The organism is Streptomyces sp. A1136, assembly GCF_004795055.1.
Taxonomy (GTDB): Bacteria; Actinomycetota; Actinomycetes; order Streptomycetales; family Streptomycetaceae; genus Streptomyces.
This window is the reverse complement of the sequence record NZ_SSBJ01000057.1, coordinates 1-14,852: the sequence shown is the minus strand read 5'-3', so window position 1 is coordinate 14,852 and position 14,852 is coordinate 1. Positions and strand designations below refer to the sequence as shown.

General features: G+C 72.5%; 14 protein-coding genes and 1 pseudogene. 8 read left to right on the top strand and 7 right to left on the bottom strand.

The genetic code is table 11. The annotated features are described in order from the left end of the window. Positions 1-46 precede the first annotated feature (46 nt). Positions 47-1,104, top strand: a pseudogene (gene tsaD, locus E6R62_RS34045) (tRNA (adenosine(37)-N6)-threonylcarbamoyltransferase complex transferase subunit TsaD); the annotation flags it as partial. Between the two features lie 30 nt (positions 1,105-1,134). Here tsaD and E6R62_RS34040 read toward each other — a convergent pair. After that, positions 1,135-3,480, bottom strand: coding sequence for an immune inhibitor A domain-containing protein (locus E6R62_RS34040; RefSeq protein ID WP_136217349.1), 2,346 nt, complete (start codon positions 3,478-3,480; stop codon positions 1,135-1,137). A 215-nt stretch (positions 3,481-3,695) separates the two neighbouring features. Here E6R62_RS34040 and E6R62_RS34035 point away from each other — a divergent pair, with 215 nt between their 5' ends. Beyond that, on the top strand, positions 3,696-4,364 hold the full coding sequence (locus E6R62_RS34035; protein ID WP_136217348.1) for an O-methyltransferase: 669 nt from the start codon (positions 3,696-3,698) through the stop codon (positions 4,362-4,364). A 100-nt stretch (positions 4,365-4,464) separates the two neighbouring features. Here the strand turns inward: E6R62_RS34035 and E6R62_RS34030 are convergent, their stop codons facing one another. From E6R62_RS34030 to E6R62_RS34015, 4 genes are all read right to left on the bottom strand, one after another. Beyond that, the gene (locus tag E6R62_RS34030; protein ID WP_136217347.1) at positions 4,465-5,703 is read right to left on the bottom strand and encodes a cytochrome P450; all 1,239 of its coding nucleotides are present in this window, start codon (positions 5,701-5,703) and stop codon (positions 4,465-4,467) included. 25 nt (positions 5,704-5,728) lie between these two features. Then, on the bottom strand, positions 5,729-7,120 hold the full coding sequence (locus E6R62_RS34025) for an NAD(P)/FAD-dependent oxidoreductase (protein ID WP_136217346.1): 1,392 nt from the start codon (positions 7,118-7,120) through the stop codon (positions 5,729-5,731). Next, positions 7,113-7,349, bottom strand: a complete 237-nt coding sequence (locus E6R62_RS34020; RefSeq protein ID WP_136217364.1) for a ferredoxin — start codon at positions 7,347-7,349, stop codon at positions 7,113-7,115. The genes E6R62_RS34025 and E6R62_RS34020 overlap by 8 nt, the downstream gene beginning before the upstream one ends. 116 nt (positions 7,350-7,465) lie before the next feature. Beyond that, complete coding sequence (locus E6R62_RS34015) at positions 7,466-8,122, bottom strand: hypothetical protein (protein WP_136217345.1); 657 nt, start codon at positions 8,120-8,122, stop codon at positions 7,466-7,468. A 294-nt stretch (positions 8,123-8,416) separates the two neighbouring features. Between E6R62_RS34015 and E6R62_RS34010 the strand changes: the two genes are divergently transcribed. Continuing rightward, positions 8,417-9,460, top strand: a complete 1,044-nt coding sequence (locus tag E6R62_RS34010) for an NAD(P)-dependent alcohol dehydrogenase (protein ID WP_136217344.1) — start codon at positions 8,417-8,419, stop codon at positions 9,458-9,460. Between the two features lie 69 nt (positions 9,461-9,529). Further along, positions 9,530-9,937, top strand: a complete 408-nt coding sequence (locus tag E6R62_RS34005; protein ID WP_136217363.1) for a hypothetical protein — start codon at positions 9,530-9,532, stop codon at positions 9,935-9,937. 54 nt (positions 9,938-9,991) lie between these two features. Here E6R62_RS34005 and E6R62_RS34000 read toward each other — a convergent pair whose 3' ends face one another. Both E6R62_RS34000 and E6R62_RS33995 read right to left on the bottom strand, forming a co-directional pair. Next, entirely contained in the window at positions 9,992-10,513 is a 522-nt protein-coding gene (locus E6R62_RS34000; RefSeq protein WP_136217343.1) for a DUF4142 domain-containing protein, read from the bottom strand. 212 nt (positions 10,514-10,725) lie between these two features. Beyond that, on the bottom strand, positions 10,726-11,445 hold the full coding sequence (locus tag E6R62_RS33995) for a TetR family transcriptional regulator (RefSeq protein WP_136217342.1): 720 nt from the start codon (positions 11,443-11,445) through the stop codon (positions 10,726-10,728). Between the two features lie 96 nt (positions 11,446-11,541). Here E6R62_RS33995 and E6R62_RS33990 point away from each other — a divergent pair, with 96 nt between their 5' ends. The 4 genes from E6R62_RS33990 to glpK all read left to right on the top strand — a co-directional run bounded on the left by E6R62_RS33990 (position 11,542) and on the right by glpK (position 14,660). Further along, a complete protein-coding gene (locus E6R62_RS33990) occupies positions 11,542-11,724 on the top strand; it encodes a hypothetical protein (RefSeq protein WP_136217341.1) in 183 nt (60 codons plus the stop codon). Next, entirely contained in the window at positions 11,721-12,083 is a 363-nt protein-coding gene (locus tag E6R62_RS41450; RefSeq protein WP_240802056.1) for a DUF4190 domain-containing protein, read from the top strand. The genes E6R62_RS33990 and E6R62_RS41450 overlap by 4 nt, the downstream gene beginning before the upstream one ends. Before the next feature lie 154 nt (positions 12,084-12,237). Continuing rightward, entirely contained in the window at positions 12,238-13,089 is an 852-nt protein-coding gene (locus tag E6R62_RS33980) for an MIP/aquaporin family protein (protein WP_136217340.1), read from the top strand. Between the two features lie 53 nt (positions 13,090-13,142). Beyond that, the gene (glpK, locus tag E6R62_RS33975; RefSeq protein WP_136217339.1) at positions 13,143-14,660 is read left to right on the top strand and encodes a glycerol kinase GlpK; all 1,518 of its coding nucleotides are present in this window, start codon (positions 13,143-13,145) and stop codon (positions 14,658-14,660) included. Positions 14,661-14,852 lie beyond the last annotated feature (192 nt).

The following is a 14,852-nucleotide window of genomic DNA, read 5'->3' as shown; positions in this document are numbered from 1 at the left end:
AGGGGGGCGGGGTACCCGGCGGCCGGCCGGACCCGGGCGCTCCGCGGTGGTGCTGGGCATCGAGTCGTCCTGCGACGAGACGGGCGCGGGGATCGTGCGCGACGGGAAACTCCTCGCGCACGTCGTCGCGTCGAGCATTGGGGGCACCTCCCAGCGGTAGCTGGGGGAGAGCACGCCCGCTTCGGCGGCGTCGTCCCCGAGATCGCCGCCCGCGCCCACCTGCACGCCTTCAACCCGGTGGTGCGCCGGGCCCTCGACCAGGCCGGCCTGCGGCCCGCGCAGCTCGACGCGGTCGCCGTCACCACCGGCCCCGGGCTCTCCGGCGCCCTCCAGGTCGGACTCGCCGGGGCCGAGACGCTCGCCTACGCGCTCGGGCTGCCGCTGTACGGCGTCCACCACCTCGCCGGGCACGTCGCCGCCGACACGCTGGAGCACGGGCCGCTTCCCGACCTCTGCGTGGTGCTGGTCGTCTCCGGCGGGCACACCTCGCTGCTGCTGGTACGGGACCTCGTGCGCGAGCCGATCCTGCACCTGGGAGACACCCTGGGCGACGCCGCCGGCGAATGCTTCGACAAGGTCGCCCGGGTGCTCGGCCTGCCCTACCCGGGCGGCCCGGCCATCGACCGGGCCGCCCGCGGCGGCGACCCCACCGCCGTCGCCTTCCCCCGGCCGCTGACCGGCGGGCCGCGTGAGCGGGACCCGTACGCCCACTCCTTCTCCTCCTCGGGGCTCAAGACGGCCGCCGCCCGCTGGGCCGAGGGCCAATGGCTGCGCGGGCAGGAGCCCCCCGTCGCCGACGGGGCCGCCTCGCTGCAGGAGGCGGTGGCCGACGTCCTGACCCGCAAGGCGGTCGCGGCCTGCACGGCCTACGGGGTCACCACGCTGGTGCCGGTCGGCGGGGTGGCCGCCAACTCCCGCGTCCGCGCCCTCGCCGAGCGGCGCTGCGCCTCCGCCGGGATCTCCCTGCGGGTCCCGGCGATGACGCTGTGCACCGACAACGGCGCGGTGATCGCCGCCGTCGGGGACCTGCTGGTGCGGGCGGGCGTGGAGCCGGCCCCGTACGCCCTCACGATCGACCCGTCCGCGCCGCTGGAGTACGCGGCGCGGAACTCGCGGGCGGCGGCGCGGCCTGAGTCACGGCGAAGGGCTCACCTGGACCGTCGTCAGCGCACCGCCCGAGGCCTCCTTCACCACGGCGATCCGGGTGCCGGTGTCGGGGACCTTCACCCCGAGCTGCGGCAGGGCCGCGTTCCAGTAGGTCCCGTGGCGGTCGTCGAAGACCGCCACGCCCGGTCGCGCCGGGATCACCAGCGGGGTGCCCGCCTTGTGCAGCACGATCCGCTCGCTCGCACGGAGCGAGAAGGGGGCGTCGAAGGTCTGCGCCCGGGCGTTCAGGAGGGCGCCGTCGGCGAACGCGAGCGGCTCCGGCCGGGCGTCCACCGGCAGCAGCAGGCCGCCGCCCGGGTGCGCCTTGGTGGTGTTGTCGCTGAAGGCGGTGTCCCAGAGCCAGACGAGCACACCCTGCTGGTAGGGGAAGAACTCCACCCGGTCGCCGGTGAATCCGAAGTTGTACGGGCCCGTCTTGAGCAGGCTGCCGTATCCCGTGTAGCGCCGGTTCTCCGCGAAGTAGGCGCGCGGGTGCTCCTCCGTGCCGCTGCGGCCCTCCGTACGGGACCACTTGAGCGCCGTCCAGCCGTTCGCGCCCTGTTCCGCCCCGTCGCGCAGCACCTCGCGGCCGCCGTCCGCGGTGATGCGGATGTCGTCGAAGGTTACGCCCCGACCGTGGGTGTTGCCGTCGGAGGTGACCCGCAGCCGCAGCCGGACCTCGCGGCCCGCGAAGGCGTCGAGCGGGACGGACAGCCGCGTCCAGCCGGCGGAGGTGCCGGAGACGCCCTTGGCCGGGATCGGGGTCCCGTCCACGGTGCCCGGGAGCGGGGACCAGGAGGCGCCGCCGTCCGTGGAGGCCTCCACCGTCAGGAAGTCGAAGTCCTTCTCGATGTCGTACCAGACGCGGGCGTCCAGGCGGGCGGGCCCGGTCGCGGCGGTGAGGTCGACGGTCCGGCTCAGGGTGTTGTCCATGAAGTCGCCGGTGCCGCTCCACCACTGGCTCGCGCCCTCGTACGGGTCGGTCAGCTCGGTCGTGGTGCGCGACGGCGGCAGGTGCACCAACAGGGCTTGTGGGTCATCGGTGTTGTACCCGGACACCCCGAGGGTCGCGCGGGTCCGGCGGCCCGCGTCGGCCTCCGTGTACTCCAGCCAGCCCAGCTGGAGCTTGCTCCAGGGGTCGAGGTCCCCCGGGAACTCCCCTGTGGTTCCCGGGCGTTTGCCGAGGTAGGAGGCGGAGGACATCAGGGACCAGAAGTTGACGCCGTTGTCCCCGTCCGAGCTGTAGAGGTCCGGCAGTCCGAGGTCGTGGCCGAACTCGTGCGAGAAGAGGCCGGCCCCGCTGTTCTCGCCCCCGGTGAGGTAGTCGCCGGCCCAGATGCCGGTGTCGCCGACGGGGGTGCCGCCCGCCTTGTTCCCCGTCGGACCCGCGCTGCCGGCCTGGTCCCAGTACGCGAACCAGCGGTGCGCCCAGACGGCGTCCTTGCCCTGGGCGCCGCCGCCCCAGGTCTGGTCCTTGCCCGCGTGGACCACGACGAGGTGGTCGAGGTAGCCGTCGGGCTCGTTGAAGTTCCCGTCGTGGTCGGCGTCGTAGCGGTCCCACTGGTCGTACTCGGCCAGTTGCGCCTTGATGTCGGCGGCCGTACGGCCCTTCGCACGCTCGGAGTCGTACCAGGCGGTGGTGGCGTCGCGGACCAGGTCCCAGTTGGTGCGGCACTGCCCGGGCTCGGAGCAGTTGTCCGTCCCGTAACGGGCTTCGTTCCAGGGGAGCTTGACCCAGTCGGTGACCGTGCCGTCCATGTCGTAGCGGCCCGAGGACTGGAGGCGGTAGTAGGCGCGCATGCTCGCCGACTCGGGCGCGGCGGAGAAGAACTGCCGCTGGTAGAAAGCGCGCTCGAAGTCCCTGCGCCACAGGGTGTGGTTGTCGTCGGCCGCCGGCTTGCCGATGGCGTTGTGGCGTGGCCCGGGCGTGCCGCCGAAGCGCGGCTTGCCCTCGAACTCCGTCGTCGTGTCCACCTGGTCGCCGAACTCGGCGAGGATCACGAAGACCTTGTCCTTGCGCTCCTGGGCGAGTTCGACGTACCGGTCCCCGACCTTGGCCTGGCGGGGCAGGGTGTGGTCGGGCTCGGGGCGCAGGGCGCCGGGGCCGCCGGCCCCGCCGGCCGCGACCCCTTCGAGGGCCTGGCGGCGCAGGGCCTGGCGTTCGAGTTCCAGCGGTGCGGGGGGTGGCGCGGGGGCCTGTTGGGCCTGCGGACCGGCCGCCGCGGCCATGGACGGCGGGGACGGCGGGGACGGCGGGGGCGAGGCGGCGAGTGCGGGGGTGGCGGCGAGGAGGGCGAGCGATATCGCCGCTCCCGCCACGGCTAGTCTGCGCAACGCGGGCGTCCTTCCAAGGGAGTTGACGAGGAGCGCAGGTAATATTTCACATGTGACAGGGCATCGGTAGATGGCGGACGACGCGTTTCCGAAGGGGCCCGGCCCTCGTTGCCCTGCCGGGAATAACCGGATGCGCGGGCGGCGTGCGACCGGACAGGATGGCCGCCGCGTCGATCGCCCGATCGCGCAACCCTTCGAAAGGACCACCCGACTCCATGACCCGAACCCCCGGTGAGGTCAAGACCGTGCCCCTCACCCCCGAGGTGTACGCCTACCTGGTCGACCAGGCCGAGCCCGTCACCCCCGTCCAGCGGGAGCTGATCGAGCGCACGCACGCGCTCGGCGGGCCGTCCGAAATGCAGGTCCCGCACGAGCAGAGCGTCTTCCTCACCCTGCTGGCGAAGCTCAGCGGCGCCCTGCGGATCGTCGAGGTCGGCACCTTCACCGGCTACTCCACGCTCGCCCTGGCCCAAGGGCTCCTGCCCGGCGGGAAGGTCCTGACCTGCGACGTCTCCGAGGAATGGACGCGGATCGCCCAGGAGGCCTGGAAGGCGGCCGGGGTCGCCGACCGCATCGAACTGAGGATCGCCCCCGCCCTGGAAACCCTCCGCGACCTTCCGCCCGAGCCGGTCATCGACCTGGTGTTCCTGGACGCCGACAAGACCGGCTACCGCGCCTACTGGGACGAACTGGTGCCCCGCGTCCGCCCGGGCGGCCTGCTGCTCGCGGACAACGTGCTGTACGGCGGCAAGGCGGTCCACCCCGACGCCACGGGCAACGCCCTGGCCATCCGGGAGTTCAACGCACACGTGCGGGCCGACGAGCGGGTGGAGTCGGTCACGCTCCCCATCGCGGACGGCCTCACGGTGGCGCGCAAGCGCTGAACGTCCCTCGTCCCCGGCCACCCGCCGCCGACACGCCGAACCGGCAGGGCCCCGGGCGGCCGTGCCGCCCGGGGCCGGGGGAACACCGCCCGGACCCGGCCTACGCGCGGACCTCGTCGCAGGCGACGAGGAGGTGGCGGGGGCCGCGCAGGACGGCGTTCTGGCGGTAGGGCGGCGGGTCCTCCAGGAGGCGGGGGTTGTGAAGGCGGCGCACCAGCTCGGTGAGGGCGAGCTGGGCCTCCAGACGGGCCAACGGGGCGCCGAAGCAGCTGTGGATGCCGCTGCCCAGGCCCAGGTGTTGGATGTCCGGGCGGTCCGGGTCGAAGCGGTCCGGGTTCTCGAAGCGCCGGGGGTCCCGGTTGCCGGAGGCGAGGATCAGCCACATCGAGGAGCCCTTGGGGATCGTGACCCCGCCCACCTCGATGTCGACCAGCGGGGTGCGCTGCGGCAGCAGTTGCACCGGCGGTTCGAACCGCAGCAGTTCCTCCACCAGCGGCGGCGCGATCGCCGGCTCACGGCGCAGCCGTTCCAGCACGTCGGGGTTGCGCAGCAGCGTGAGCATCCCGTTCGTGATCAGGTTGACGGTCGTCTCGTGGCCCGCGATCAGCAGCAGGGCGGCGGTGCTGAGCAACTCCATGGTCGACATGGACTCGTCCTGCCCGTGTCCGACGGCCAGTTGGGACAGCATGTCTTCGCCGGGCTGCTTGCGGCGTTCCTCGATCAGGCCCGCCAGGTACATGCCCAGCTCCATCCGGGAGTCGTGGGTCTTGCGCTGCCGTTCGGCGGGGTCGGCGTCCGGATCGGGGTCCAGGCTCGCGGCGAGGGTGTCCGCCCAGACGTGGAATCGGGGCTCGTCCTCGCGCGGCACGCCCAGCAGCCGGCAGATCATGGTCACGGGGAACGGGTAGGCGAACTGGTCGACCAGGTCGATCCGTCCGGGGTCGCCGAGGTTGTCGATCAGCCCGGTGACGATGGAGCGGAGGTCGTCGCGCATCCCGTCGACGCGGCGGGGGGAGTGCGGCGGCCCGAAGGGGCGGTTCGTCATCCGGCGCAGCCGGTCGTGTTCGGGCGGATCGAGCTTGAGGAAGCTGGGCGGCAGGGCCGTGGCCTCCTCGTCGCCCTCGCCGGCCAGCGGGTCCCCGGCCGTCGCGGCCAGGTTGCGCGCGTCGGAGCTGAGCCGCGGGTCGTGCAGGAGGCTCTGGATCTCGTAGTAGGTGCTGACGACGTACGGCCCGCTCCCGTCGTGGAAGACGGGAGTCTTGCGCAGTTCCTCGTACAGCGGGTACGGGTTCGCGCGGTTGGCGTAGTCCAGGATCTCGCTCAGGATGCCGTGGGTCATTTTGCGGTCCTCCGGGGCCTGCGGGTCAGTGCCCGGCGGGGGTGAACGTCATCCGCCGGTCGGCCGGCGAATATCCGCTGAGGGTGATGGTCGGTCCGTGCGTGGGCACGGACGGGTCCGGGAAGTCGGCCGGGACGGGCCGGTGGCCGTCGGGGCGCCGGTCGACCGTCGGGAACGGCACCGGGAACGGCGCGGTCGACTCGATCTGCTGCTGGTAGAACTGCAGCCACCGGGAGTTGTCGAAGGTGACGGCCCCGATGACGCGCCCCTGGTACCCGTAGACACCGGTGAAACGGCGTTCCGCGAGCGAACCCTGGGCGATCATGATCTCGGAGCCCATCGACGGCACGCCGACGGACTTGATGTTGACCCCGAACTGCGAGGACCAGAAGGCCGGCACCCAGATGTGCGGGCGCCGATCGGTGCTCACGCTGAGCATGTTGTGCGCCGCCGTCTCCGCCTGGGAGACGGCGTTGCCCCAGTGCTCCAACGACAGGAACTGGTAGCCGAACAGGGGGTGCGGGGAGCGGGCCACGTCACCCGCCACGTAGATGTCGTCGGTGACGATGCCCCGGATGTCGAAGGCCCGGCAGCCCGCGTCGCAGGCGATGCCCCGCGGGCCCGCGCCGAGCCCCGAGCCGGCCAGCCACTCGGTGTTGCGCTGGGCGCCCAGCGAGACGACCACCACGTCACACTCCAGCGTGGTGCCGTCGGACAGGTGCGCGGCCCGCACCCGCCCGCTGGAGTCGCCCTCCAGGCCGGTCACCATGACGCCGGTGCGCAGGTCGACGCCGTTCTCCCGCTGGAGCTCGGCGGCCACGGCCCCGATCACGCCGCCCAGCGCACCGACGAGTGGCGCGTCGCCGCGTTCGGCGACGGTGACCTCCAGCCCGCGCTCCCGGCAGGCCGAGGCGATCTCCGAGCCGGTGAACCCGGCCCCGATCACCAGGACCCGCCGCGGCCCCGCGTCCAGTCGCCGTGCCAGCGCCGCGCCGTCGTCACGGGTACGCAGTACGAAGACCCCGTCGAGCTCGCCCTCGTCGGCGTTCGGCCAGGGCCGGGCCCGGACACCGGTGGCGATCAGGAGCCGGTCGTACGGCACCTCCTCGCCGTCCGCGAGCTTGACCCGCCGGGCCGCCATGTCCAGGCCCGCGGCCGGCACGCCGAGCCGCCACTCGGCGTCGATGGCGCGGCGGCGGGGCAGCGCCGTGCGTTCGGCGGTCGACTTGCCGAGCAGGACGCTCTTGGAGAGGGGCGGGCGGTCGTAGGGCTCGTACGGTTCGTCGCCGATCATGGTCAGCGCGCCGGTGAAGCCCTTGTCGCGGATGGTCTCGGCGGCGCGCAGGCCGGCGAGCGAGGCGCCGACGACGACGATCCGGCCCTCGCGCTTGAGGTGGTCGAGGGTCACTTCATGCATCTCGGACCTCCGCGGCGGCCGTGAGGTCACGGTCGCGGTCCAGGTCGTCCACCAGGATGGCCTGTACGGGGCAGGCGGCGGCCGCTTGCGCCAGCCGTTCGCGCTGGGCCTCCTCGGCCTGTGGATCGTAGAGAAGCCCCTCGTCCCCGTGCATCGCGAAGACGTCGGGCGCGAGGAAGGCGCACTGCGCGTATCCCTGACACCGGTTGAGATCGACGACAAGCCTCAGCAACGTGCGGTCCTTTCGGTGACCCCCGGGACTCCCCGGACCAGCCTGCCGCGCGCGGACGGCTCGGGCCCGTCGACGCGGACCATCGGGGTGACGGCCGCACGGCCCGGGGGCCCTCACGGGGTGGCGCGGGCGGGCCGGTCCCGCGCGCGCCGGGCGGACCGCAGGATGTACCCGCTGACGAGCAGGGCCCAGGCGGGGAACACCAGCTCCGACCACGGCACGGACGATCCCACCACCAGGAGGATCAGGCCCGCTGCCAGCCCGGCCAGGCTCAGGGCGCGCGGGAAGGCGCCGAGCTTGCGCCCGATGGTGGACGTCGCGAAGACGAACACGGCGGCCATCCGCATGCCGTACGTCGTGAGCAGTTCGTACGCGAAGAGCCGGCCGAAGTCCTGGGGCTGGTGGGCGGAGAGCACGGTCCCGGCGGCCGCGGCGGAGCCGAAGAGGCAGGCGACGAAGACCAGGCCGCTGCCCAGGAAGACGGTGGCCACGAACCGGTCCTCGGCGTCGCCGGTGTGTGCGCGCACGGCGCCCATGAACCAGAGGAAGGCGATGCCGGCGAAGGGGACCAGTTCCACGGCCGTGTTCACCGAGGCCCGCTGACCCGAGTCGAGCTCCACGGTGGAGCCGCCGGCGCCTTCCGGCAGACCGAGCCGGGCGAGCACGATCGCCGCCGCCAGCAGGATCGCGAAGACGATGCCCGCCATTCCCGCCGCCCGCGGGGTCTCCAGGTTCTGTGTCCGGGACGCGCCCGGCGATCGCTCTCTCATCCGTCCAGCAAGCCGGGCTCCCGGGCCGGCTGCCAACGGGGTCACCCGGCCGGGTGACGCCGTCGTCGCCGACATCCGCACCCGATCCGCGCCCCGACCCTCGGGGGTTTGCGCCCCGACCCGCGGGGTCGCCGCCGGGCCGATGTGCGCGGCACCATGGACATACGGTGAGAACCGGGCCCCGGCCCCGGAAGGGCCCCCGTGGCGACCGGCTCCGGCCGGCCGCCCCTCGGCCGCGTTCCCCGGCCGCCCCCCGTTGCCGAGTCAGGCCGCCCCATTCCATGGAGGCACGACATGAGGACCGTCAACGCCTACGCCGCCACCTCCGCGGACTCTCCGCTCGCCCCCGCCACCGTGGAACGGCGCGAGGTCGGCCCGCGCGACGTCCTGATCGAGATCAGGTACTGCGGCATCTGCCACTCCGACATCCACCACGTACGCGGCGAGTGGGGCCCGGTGACCTACCCCGTCGCCCCCGGTCACGAGATCGCCGGGATCGTGGCCGAGGTAGGCCCGGAGGTCACCCGGCACGCCGCCGGGGACCGGGTCGGCGTCGGCTGCATGGTCGACTCCTGCCGGGAGTGCCCACCGTGCCGCTCGGGGGAGGAGCAGTACTGCCTGAACGGGACCGTCTTCACCTACGGCTCGGTCGACCGGGACGGCACCGACACCAACGGCGGCTACACCACCCACATCGTCGTCAACGAGGACTTCGTCGTCCGCGTCCCCGAAGGCCTCGCCCTCGACGAGGCCGCCCCCCTCCTGTGCGCCGGCATCACGACCTACTCACCGCTCAAGCGCTGGGGCGCCGGACACGGCAAGAAGGTGGCCGTCGTCGGCCTGGGCGGCCTCGGCCACATGGGAGTCAAGCTGGCCCACGCCATGGGCGCCGACGTCACCGTGCTGTCCCAATCGCTCAAGAAGCAGGCCGACGGGCTGCGCCTGGGCGCGCAGGACTACTACGCCACCGGCGACCCCGGCACCTTCGAGCGTCTGGCCGGCACCTTCGACCTCATCCTGAACACGGTGAGCGCCAAGCTCGACATCGACGCCTACCTCTCGCTCCTCGCCCTGGACGGCGCCATGGTGAACGTCGGCGCCCCGCCGGAACCGCTGGCCCTCAACGCCTTCTCCCTCTTGTCGCGGCGCCGTTCCTTCGCCGGCTCGATGATCGGCGGCATTCCCGAGACCCAGGAGATGCTCGACTTCTGTGCCGGGCACGGCGTCGGCGCGGAAGTGGAAGCGATCCCCGCCGAGAAGATCAACGAGGCGTACGAGCGGGTCCTCGGCTCCGACGTCCGCTACCGCTTCGTCATCGACATCGCGACCCTGGGCTGAACCGGGCCGGGACCGGGTCGGACCCGGTTAGCGGTCCGTCCGCCGGAGCGTCGTAAGGAGGTGACCACGGTGATCACCGAACTGGCCGTGGAACGCGTGGCGTTCGCCTGCGGTGGGTGCTGGAACGAATGGAGCACCGACTACGACGTGCAGCACTACCGCGACGCCGACGGCCGCCACTGGGAGTACTTCTCCTGCGACGGCGTCCCGGTGCCCTCGCCCTACACCCCGCGCGGCGCCGTGCCCTGCCCACGCTGCGGTCGGCGGTGGGTGGGCCGGGTCCTCGCCCGCCGGATCGTCCCGCGACCGCCGGGGGAGACGGACACCCCCCGCGAGGAGATCCTCAGCCACGCCGGGCACCGGCCCGAACGCCACGGCGCCCGCCCGCTCGGCGCCTCCGCGCACTCCCAACCCGAGCAGCCGGGTCCGCCGCCGCACGAGGTGGCCGCCCCGCCGGCGCCCCGCTCCGCGGAGTGAGGAGCGGGGCTCGGGTGTCAGGGCGGGGCGTGTCGGCGGCTGATCGGGCCCGGGTCACATGGCGTGGCAGGTACCGCCGCGGACCATGTCGAGGTGCATGGTCACGACCGGCTCGGCCTTCCGCGCGGCGGCGACCGCCGCGGAGTCCTGCCCGCTGCTGATCTCCAGCCGGATCAGCGCGAGCGTCGACTGGTGCGCCGCGTCCTGGCCGGCGAGCCACGCGGAGTCGTACGCGGAGGTCTTGGCCTTGGCCTGTACGTCCTTCAGCTTCTGCTGCTGATCGGCCGTGGGCGCGGTGGGCAGGGTCGTCTTCAGTTGCGCCGCGACGTTCTTCAGGTCCTGGTCGAGCTTCTGGTGGTCGGAGACGAGCCGGGCGGCGACGGTCTTCACACAGTCGGTGGTGGCGTTCTGCTGCGCGTCCTGGCCCGCGGCCATCTCCGCGAGGTTGCCTTGGTGCACGGAGGTGAGGAAGACGTTGTCCTGGGTGTCCCCCTGGCCGGCGGCGAACGCCGCGGGCCCGCACACACCGGCGGTCACCACTGTGGCGGCCGCCGCGATGAGCAGTCGGTTGCGCATGACGGGCTCCTCTCCCGCGACCCGGCACCGAGGTGGCGCTCGCGCGGCCGCGGTCCCCCGGCCCCTACCCCGGTCCTCGCCGCCAAACGGATCCGGCCGCCAAACGGATCCGGCCGCCAAACGGTGCCGGTGCCGGACAGGTCTCGGCGCGCCGCCGCCCGGATCGCGCCGCCTCCCGGGTCGCTCCGTCGCCCGGATCGGGCGGAGGCGCCTCACCGGGTCGCGCCGGCTTGCCCGCCGTCCGGGCGGGGGCCCTCCGCGCCCGCGCGACCGGGGCCCCGTACGTCCTCACTCGCCGCGCCGGCCCCCGCCGGGACCCAGTGCACCCTTCCCGCGTGGATGAGCCGCAACTGGCGCAGGGCGGTGCCGGTGACGGCGTCCCATTCGCTGTCCTCCATGGCCGCCGCGAGGAACGCGGAGGCCGTCATCACCATGTGGTCGACGTACAACCGGGCCAGCATCAGCAGATCGTCCCGGCTCCAGCCCGCGCCGAGCGGGTCGGCCCCGAGGCTTTCGGCCACTTCACCCGCGAACGCGTCGAGCTGCCCGGAGACCGCGTCCCGGACCCGGCGGACGCCGCCGTGCCGCTCCCGGACGATGAAGCGGACGTGCGCGGGGTAGGCGCGTACCAAGGCGGCCATCAACTCCACGGCCGTGGCGATGCGTTGCTCGGCGTCGCCCGAGGTGGCGAGCGTCGAGCGGACCGTGGCGTGCAGGTTCTCCAGCGCCTCGTCCACCAGCGCGATGCCGAGGTCCTCGATGTCGTGGAAGTGCCGGTAGAAGGCGGTCGGTGCCACGCCCGCCGCGCGGGTCACCTCGCGCAGGCCGAGGCTGCCCAGGCTCTGTTCCTCCAGAAGGGTCAGAGCGGCGTCGAGCAGGGCGCGGCGGGTCTTGAGGCGTTGGAGTTGGCGGGCTCCGGCGGTGTGACTCATGACGGAAAGTTAACCCCCGCGCCACACAGGACCGCATGGGAGCTATTAGACTGGGTAGTCAGTGAACAACTGTCACCTATTTCCGGAGGGAGCACGATGCTCTTCCTCGTAGCGGCCCTGATGCTGATGGGGGTCCTCTTGGGGACCGTGGCCCACGTCTCGGCCCCCGTCTCCCTCGCCGTCACGGCCGCGATCGCCTGCTGGCTGTTGATCTTCGCGGTCCGCGAACGGTCCGGCCGCCACCACCGCCGGGCCCACCGACAGGAAGGTTCGTCATGAGCGTCCGAAGTACCGTCGACCGCATCCTCGACACGGAGCGCACCGACCGCGCCGAGCACACGCACCACACCGAGCGCACCGACCGCGCCGCCGGTGCCGGCCGCCCCCGGCCCGTCCGTGACCGCACCCGCGACGCCGACGGCATGGCCGTCGCCTCCTTCCTGTTGGGCCTGGTCGGCCTCCTCGCCATGAACCTCCTCCTCGGCCCGGCCTCGATGGTCCTGGCCGTACTCGCCCTGCGTCGGGGTACGAGCCGCCCCGGCCGCGCCCGCCTCGGATTCGCGCTCGGAGTCGCCGACCTCGTGGTCCTCGCCTGCCTGGTCGGAGCCGACCACACCTGGTCCTGGGGTGTCGGCTGACCGCCGAAGCCCCCCTCCCGACCGGGCCGGCCCTGGCTCACCCCCGTCCCCCGCGGGGACGCCGTGCGGTTCGCGGGTGATCGTCCTATCGTGAGAAGCGGGAGGGACCCGGGCAGTCCACGGCCGGTCCTGGGCCGGCGGGAAGCGGGCTTCGATGGCTGAGCGGCTAAAGCATTCAGGTTTGATCGGCGAGCTTTCGGCCGAATTCGCGGGCACCATGATCCTGATCCTCTTCGGGGTCGGCGTGGTGGCCCAGGTGGTGGCCGGCGGCGGTCTCACGGATCCCCCCGGCGGCCTCGGCAACCACGACAGCATCGCCTGGGCGTGGGGTCTGGGCGTCACCCTCGGTGTCTACGTCGCGGCGCGGCTCAGCGGCGCGCACCTCAACCCCGCCGTTACGGTGGCCCTCGCCGCGTTCAAGGGCTTCCCTTGGAGCAAGGTCGCGCCGTACGCGCTCGCGCAGACGGCGGGCGCCTTCGTGGCCGCCTTGCTGGTGCGCTGGAACTACAGCGAGGCTCTGTCGACGATCGACCCCACGCACACGAAGACCCAGGGCGTCTTCTCCACACTCCCGGCCAACGGCAACCCCAATCTGCCGGTGACCGAATGGGGAGCGCTGCGGGACCAGATCATCGGAACGGCGATCCTGCTGTTCCTGATCCTGGCCATCACGGACCTGCTGGGCACGCCCCCAGGTGCCAACCTGGCCCCGTTCATCATCGGCCTGGTCGTCGTGGCGATCGGCATGGCTTGGGGCACCGACGCGGGTTACGCGATCAACCCGGCCCGCGACTTCGGGCCCCGTCTGGCCAGCTTCTTCACGGGCTACAGCCACGCATGGCGAGATCAGTACGGCAACTTGTACTTCTGGGTCCCGATCATCGGTCCGTTCATCGGCGGACTGGTCGGCGGGGCGCTGTACAAGTTCTTCATCGGCCGGTTCCTGCCGACCGCCGAGCCGGAGCCTCCCGGACGCGTGCCGGCCCCGGAGGGACCGGAGGCGTGACCACGGCTGCCTGAGGCAGCGAGCAGGCCATCCCACAGGAGAGGCGGCACCCCATGGCGGACTTCGTCGGCGCGGTGGACCAGGGAACCACCAGCACCCGTTTCATGATCTTCGACCACGCCGGGAACGAAGTGGCGAAGCACCAACTGGAACACGCCCAGATCCTCCCGCGGTCGGGGTGGGTCGAACACGACCCCGTCGAGATCTGGGAACGCACCAACTCGGTGATGCAGAACGCCCTGCGGCACGGCAACCTCACCCCGGCCGACCTCGCGGCGATCGGTATCACCAACCAGCGCGAGACGACCGTGGTGTGGGACCCCCGCAATGGCCGCCCGTACTACAACGCCATCGTCTGGCAGGACACCCGCACCGACTCCATAGCCGCCGCCCTCGACCGCTCGGGTCAGGGCGACACCATCCGCCGCAAGGCGGGGCTGCCGCCGGCCACGTACTTCTCCGGAGGCAAGATCCAGTGGATCCTGGAGAACGTCGACGGCGTGCGCGAGGCGGCCGAGCAGGGCCACGCCCTCTTCGGCAACACGGACTGCTGGGTCCTGTGGAACCTCACCGGAGGACCCGACGGCGGAATCCACGCGACCGACGTCACCAACGCCAGCCGCACGATGCTGATGAACCTCGAAACCCTGGACTGGGACGAGGAGTTGCTCGGCTTCTTCGGCGTCCCCCGCGCCATGTTGCCCAAGATCAACCCCTCCTCCCACCGCGAGGCCTACGGGGAGACCCGCACCTCCCGCCCCCTGCGGGCCGCGATCCCCATCACCGGGGTCCTCGGCGACCAGCAGGCGGCGACCGTCGGGCAGGTCTGCTACGCGCCCGGCGAGGCCAAGAACACCTACGGCACCGGCAACTTCCTGGTGCTCAACACCGGTACCGAACTCGTCCGCTCGCAGCACGGGCTGCTCACCACGGTGGCCTACCAGTTCGGCGACAGCCCCGCGATCTACGCCCTGGAGGGCTCGATCGCCGTCACCGGCTCCGCCGTACAGTGGCTGCGCGACCAGATGAAGATCATCACCGACGCGGCCGAGAGCGAACGGCTGGCCCGCACCGTCGAGGACAACGGCGGCATGTACTTCGTACCCGCCTTCTCGGGCCTGTTCGCCCCGTACTGGCGCTCCGACGCCCGCGGCGCGATCGTCGGCCTGGCCCGGTACAACGACAGCGGCCACTTGGCCCGGGCCACCCTCGAAGCCATCTGCTACCAGAGCCGTGACGTGGTCGAGGCCATGGAGCAGGACTCCGGCGTCCACCTCGACGTGCTGAAGGTCGACGGTGGCGTCACGGCCAACGACCTGTGCATGCAGATCCAGGCCGACGTCCTGGGCGTTCCCGTCAGCCGCCCGGTCGTCGCCGAGACGACCGCCCTCGGCGCCGCCTACGCGGCCGGCCTGGCCACCGGCTTCTGGGGTGACACCGACGAACTGCGCACGCACTGGCAGGAGTCCAAGCGCTGGGAGCCCCAGTGGTCCGAGGATCAGCGCCAGGAAGGGTACGCGGGCTGGAAGAAGGCGGTGGAACGCACCCTCGACTGGACGACGGTCGAGTAGTCCGACGGCCCACCGACCGGCCGCCGATACGGCGCCGCGCCCGACTCCCCGACCGGAGTCGGGCGCGGCGCCGTGCCCCGGGCCGGTACGCCCGGACCGCCCGGACCGCCCAGTCAGTCGACGGTCACCACCATCTTGCCGAGGGCGGTCCCGGCCTCCATGACCCGGTGGGCCTCGACGATCTCCTCGAAG

Excerpts from the sequence above, each read along its gene's own strand:
- E6R62_RS34025 (WP_136217346.1), bottom strand. The coding sequence starts at position 7,120 with ATGCATGAAGTGACCCTCGACCACCTCAAGCGCGAGGGCCGGATCGTC.
- E6R62_RS34015 (WP_136217345.1), bottom strand. The coding sequence starts at position 8,122 with ATGAGAGAGCGATCGCCGGGCGCGTCCCGGACACAGAACCTGGAGACC.
- E6R62_RS33995 (WP_136217342.1), bottom strand. The coding sequence starts at position 11,445 with ATGAGTCACACCGCCGGAGCCCGCCAACTCCAACGCCTCAAGACCCGC.
- glpK (WP_136217339.1), top strand. The coding sequence starts at position 13,143 with ATGGCGGACTTCGTCGGCGCGGTGGACCAGGGAACCACCAGCACCCGT.
- E6R62_RS41450 (WP_240802056.1), top strand. The coding sequence starts at position 11,721 with ATGAGCGTCCGAAGTACCGTCGACCGCATCCTCGACACGGAGCGCACC.
- E6R62_RS33990 (WP_136217341.1), top strand. The coding sequence starts at position 11,542 with ATGCTCTTCCTCGTAGCGGCCCTGATGCTGATGGGGGTCCTCTTGGGG.
- E6R62_RS34030 (WP_136217347.1), bottom strand. The coding sequence starts at position 5,703 with ATGACCCACGGCATCCTGAGCGAGATCCTGGACTACGCCAACCGCGCG.
- E6R62_RS34000 (WP_136217343.1), bottom strand. The coding sequence starts at position 10,513 with ATGCGCAACCGACTGCTCATCGCGGCGGCCGCCACAGTGGTGACCGCC.
- E6R62_RS34010 (WP_136217344.1), top strand. The coding sequence starts at position 8,417 with ATGAGGACCGTCAACGCCTACGCCGCCACCTCCGCGGACTCTCCGCTC.
- E6R62_RS34035 (WP_136217348.1), top strand. The coding sequence starts at position 3,696 with ATGACCCGAACCCCCGGTGAGGTCAAGACCGTGCCCCTCACCCCCGAG.
- E6R62_RS33980 (WP_136217340.1), top strand. The coding sequence starts at position 12,238 with ATGGCTGAGCGGCTAAAGCATTCAGGTTTGATCGGCGAGCTTTCGGCC.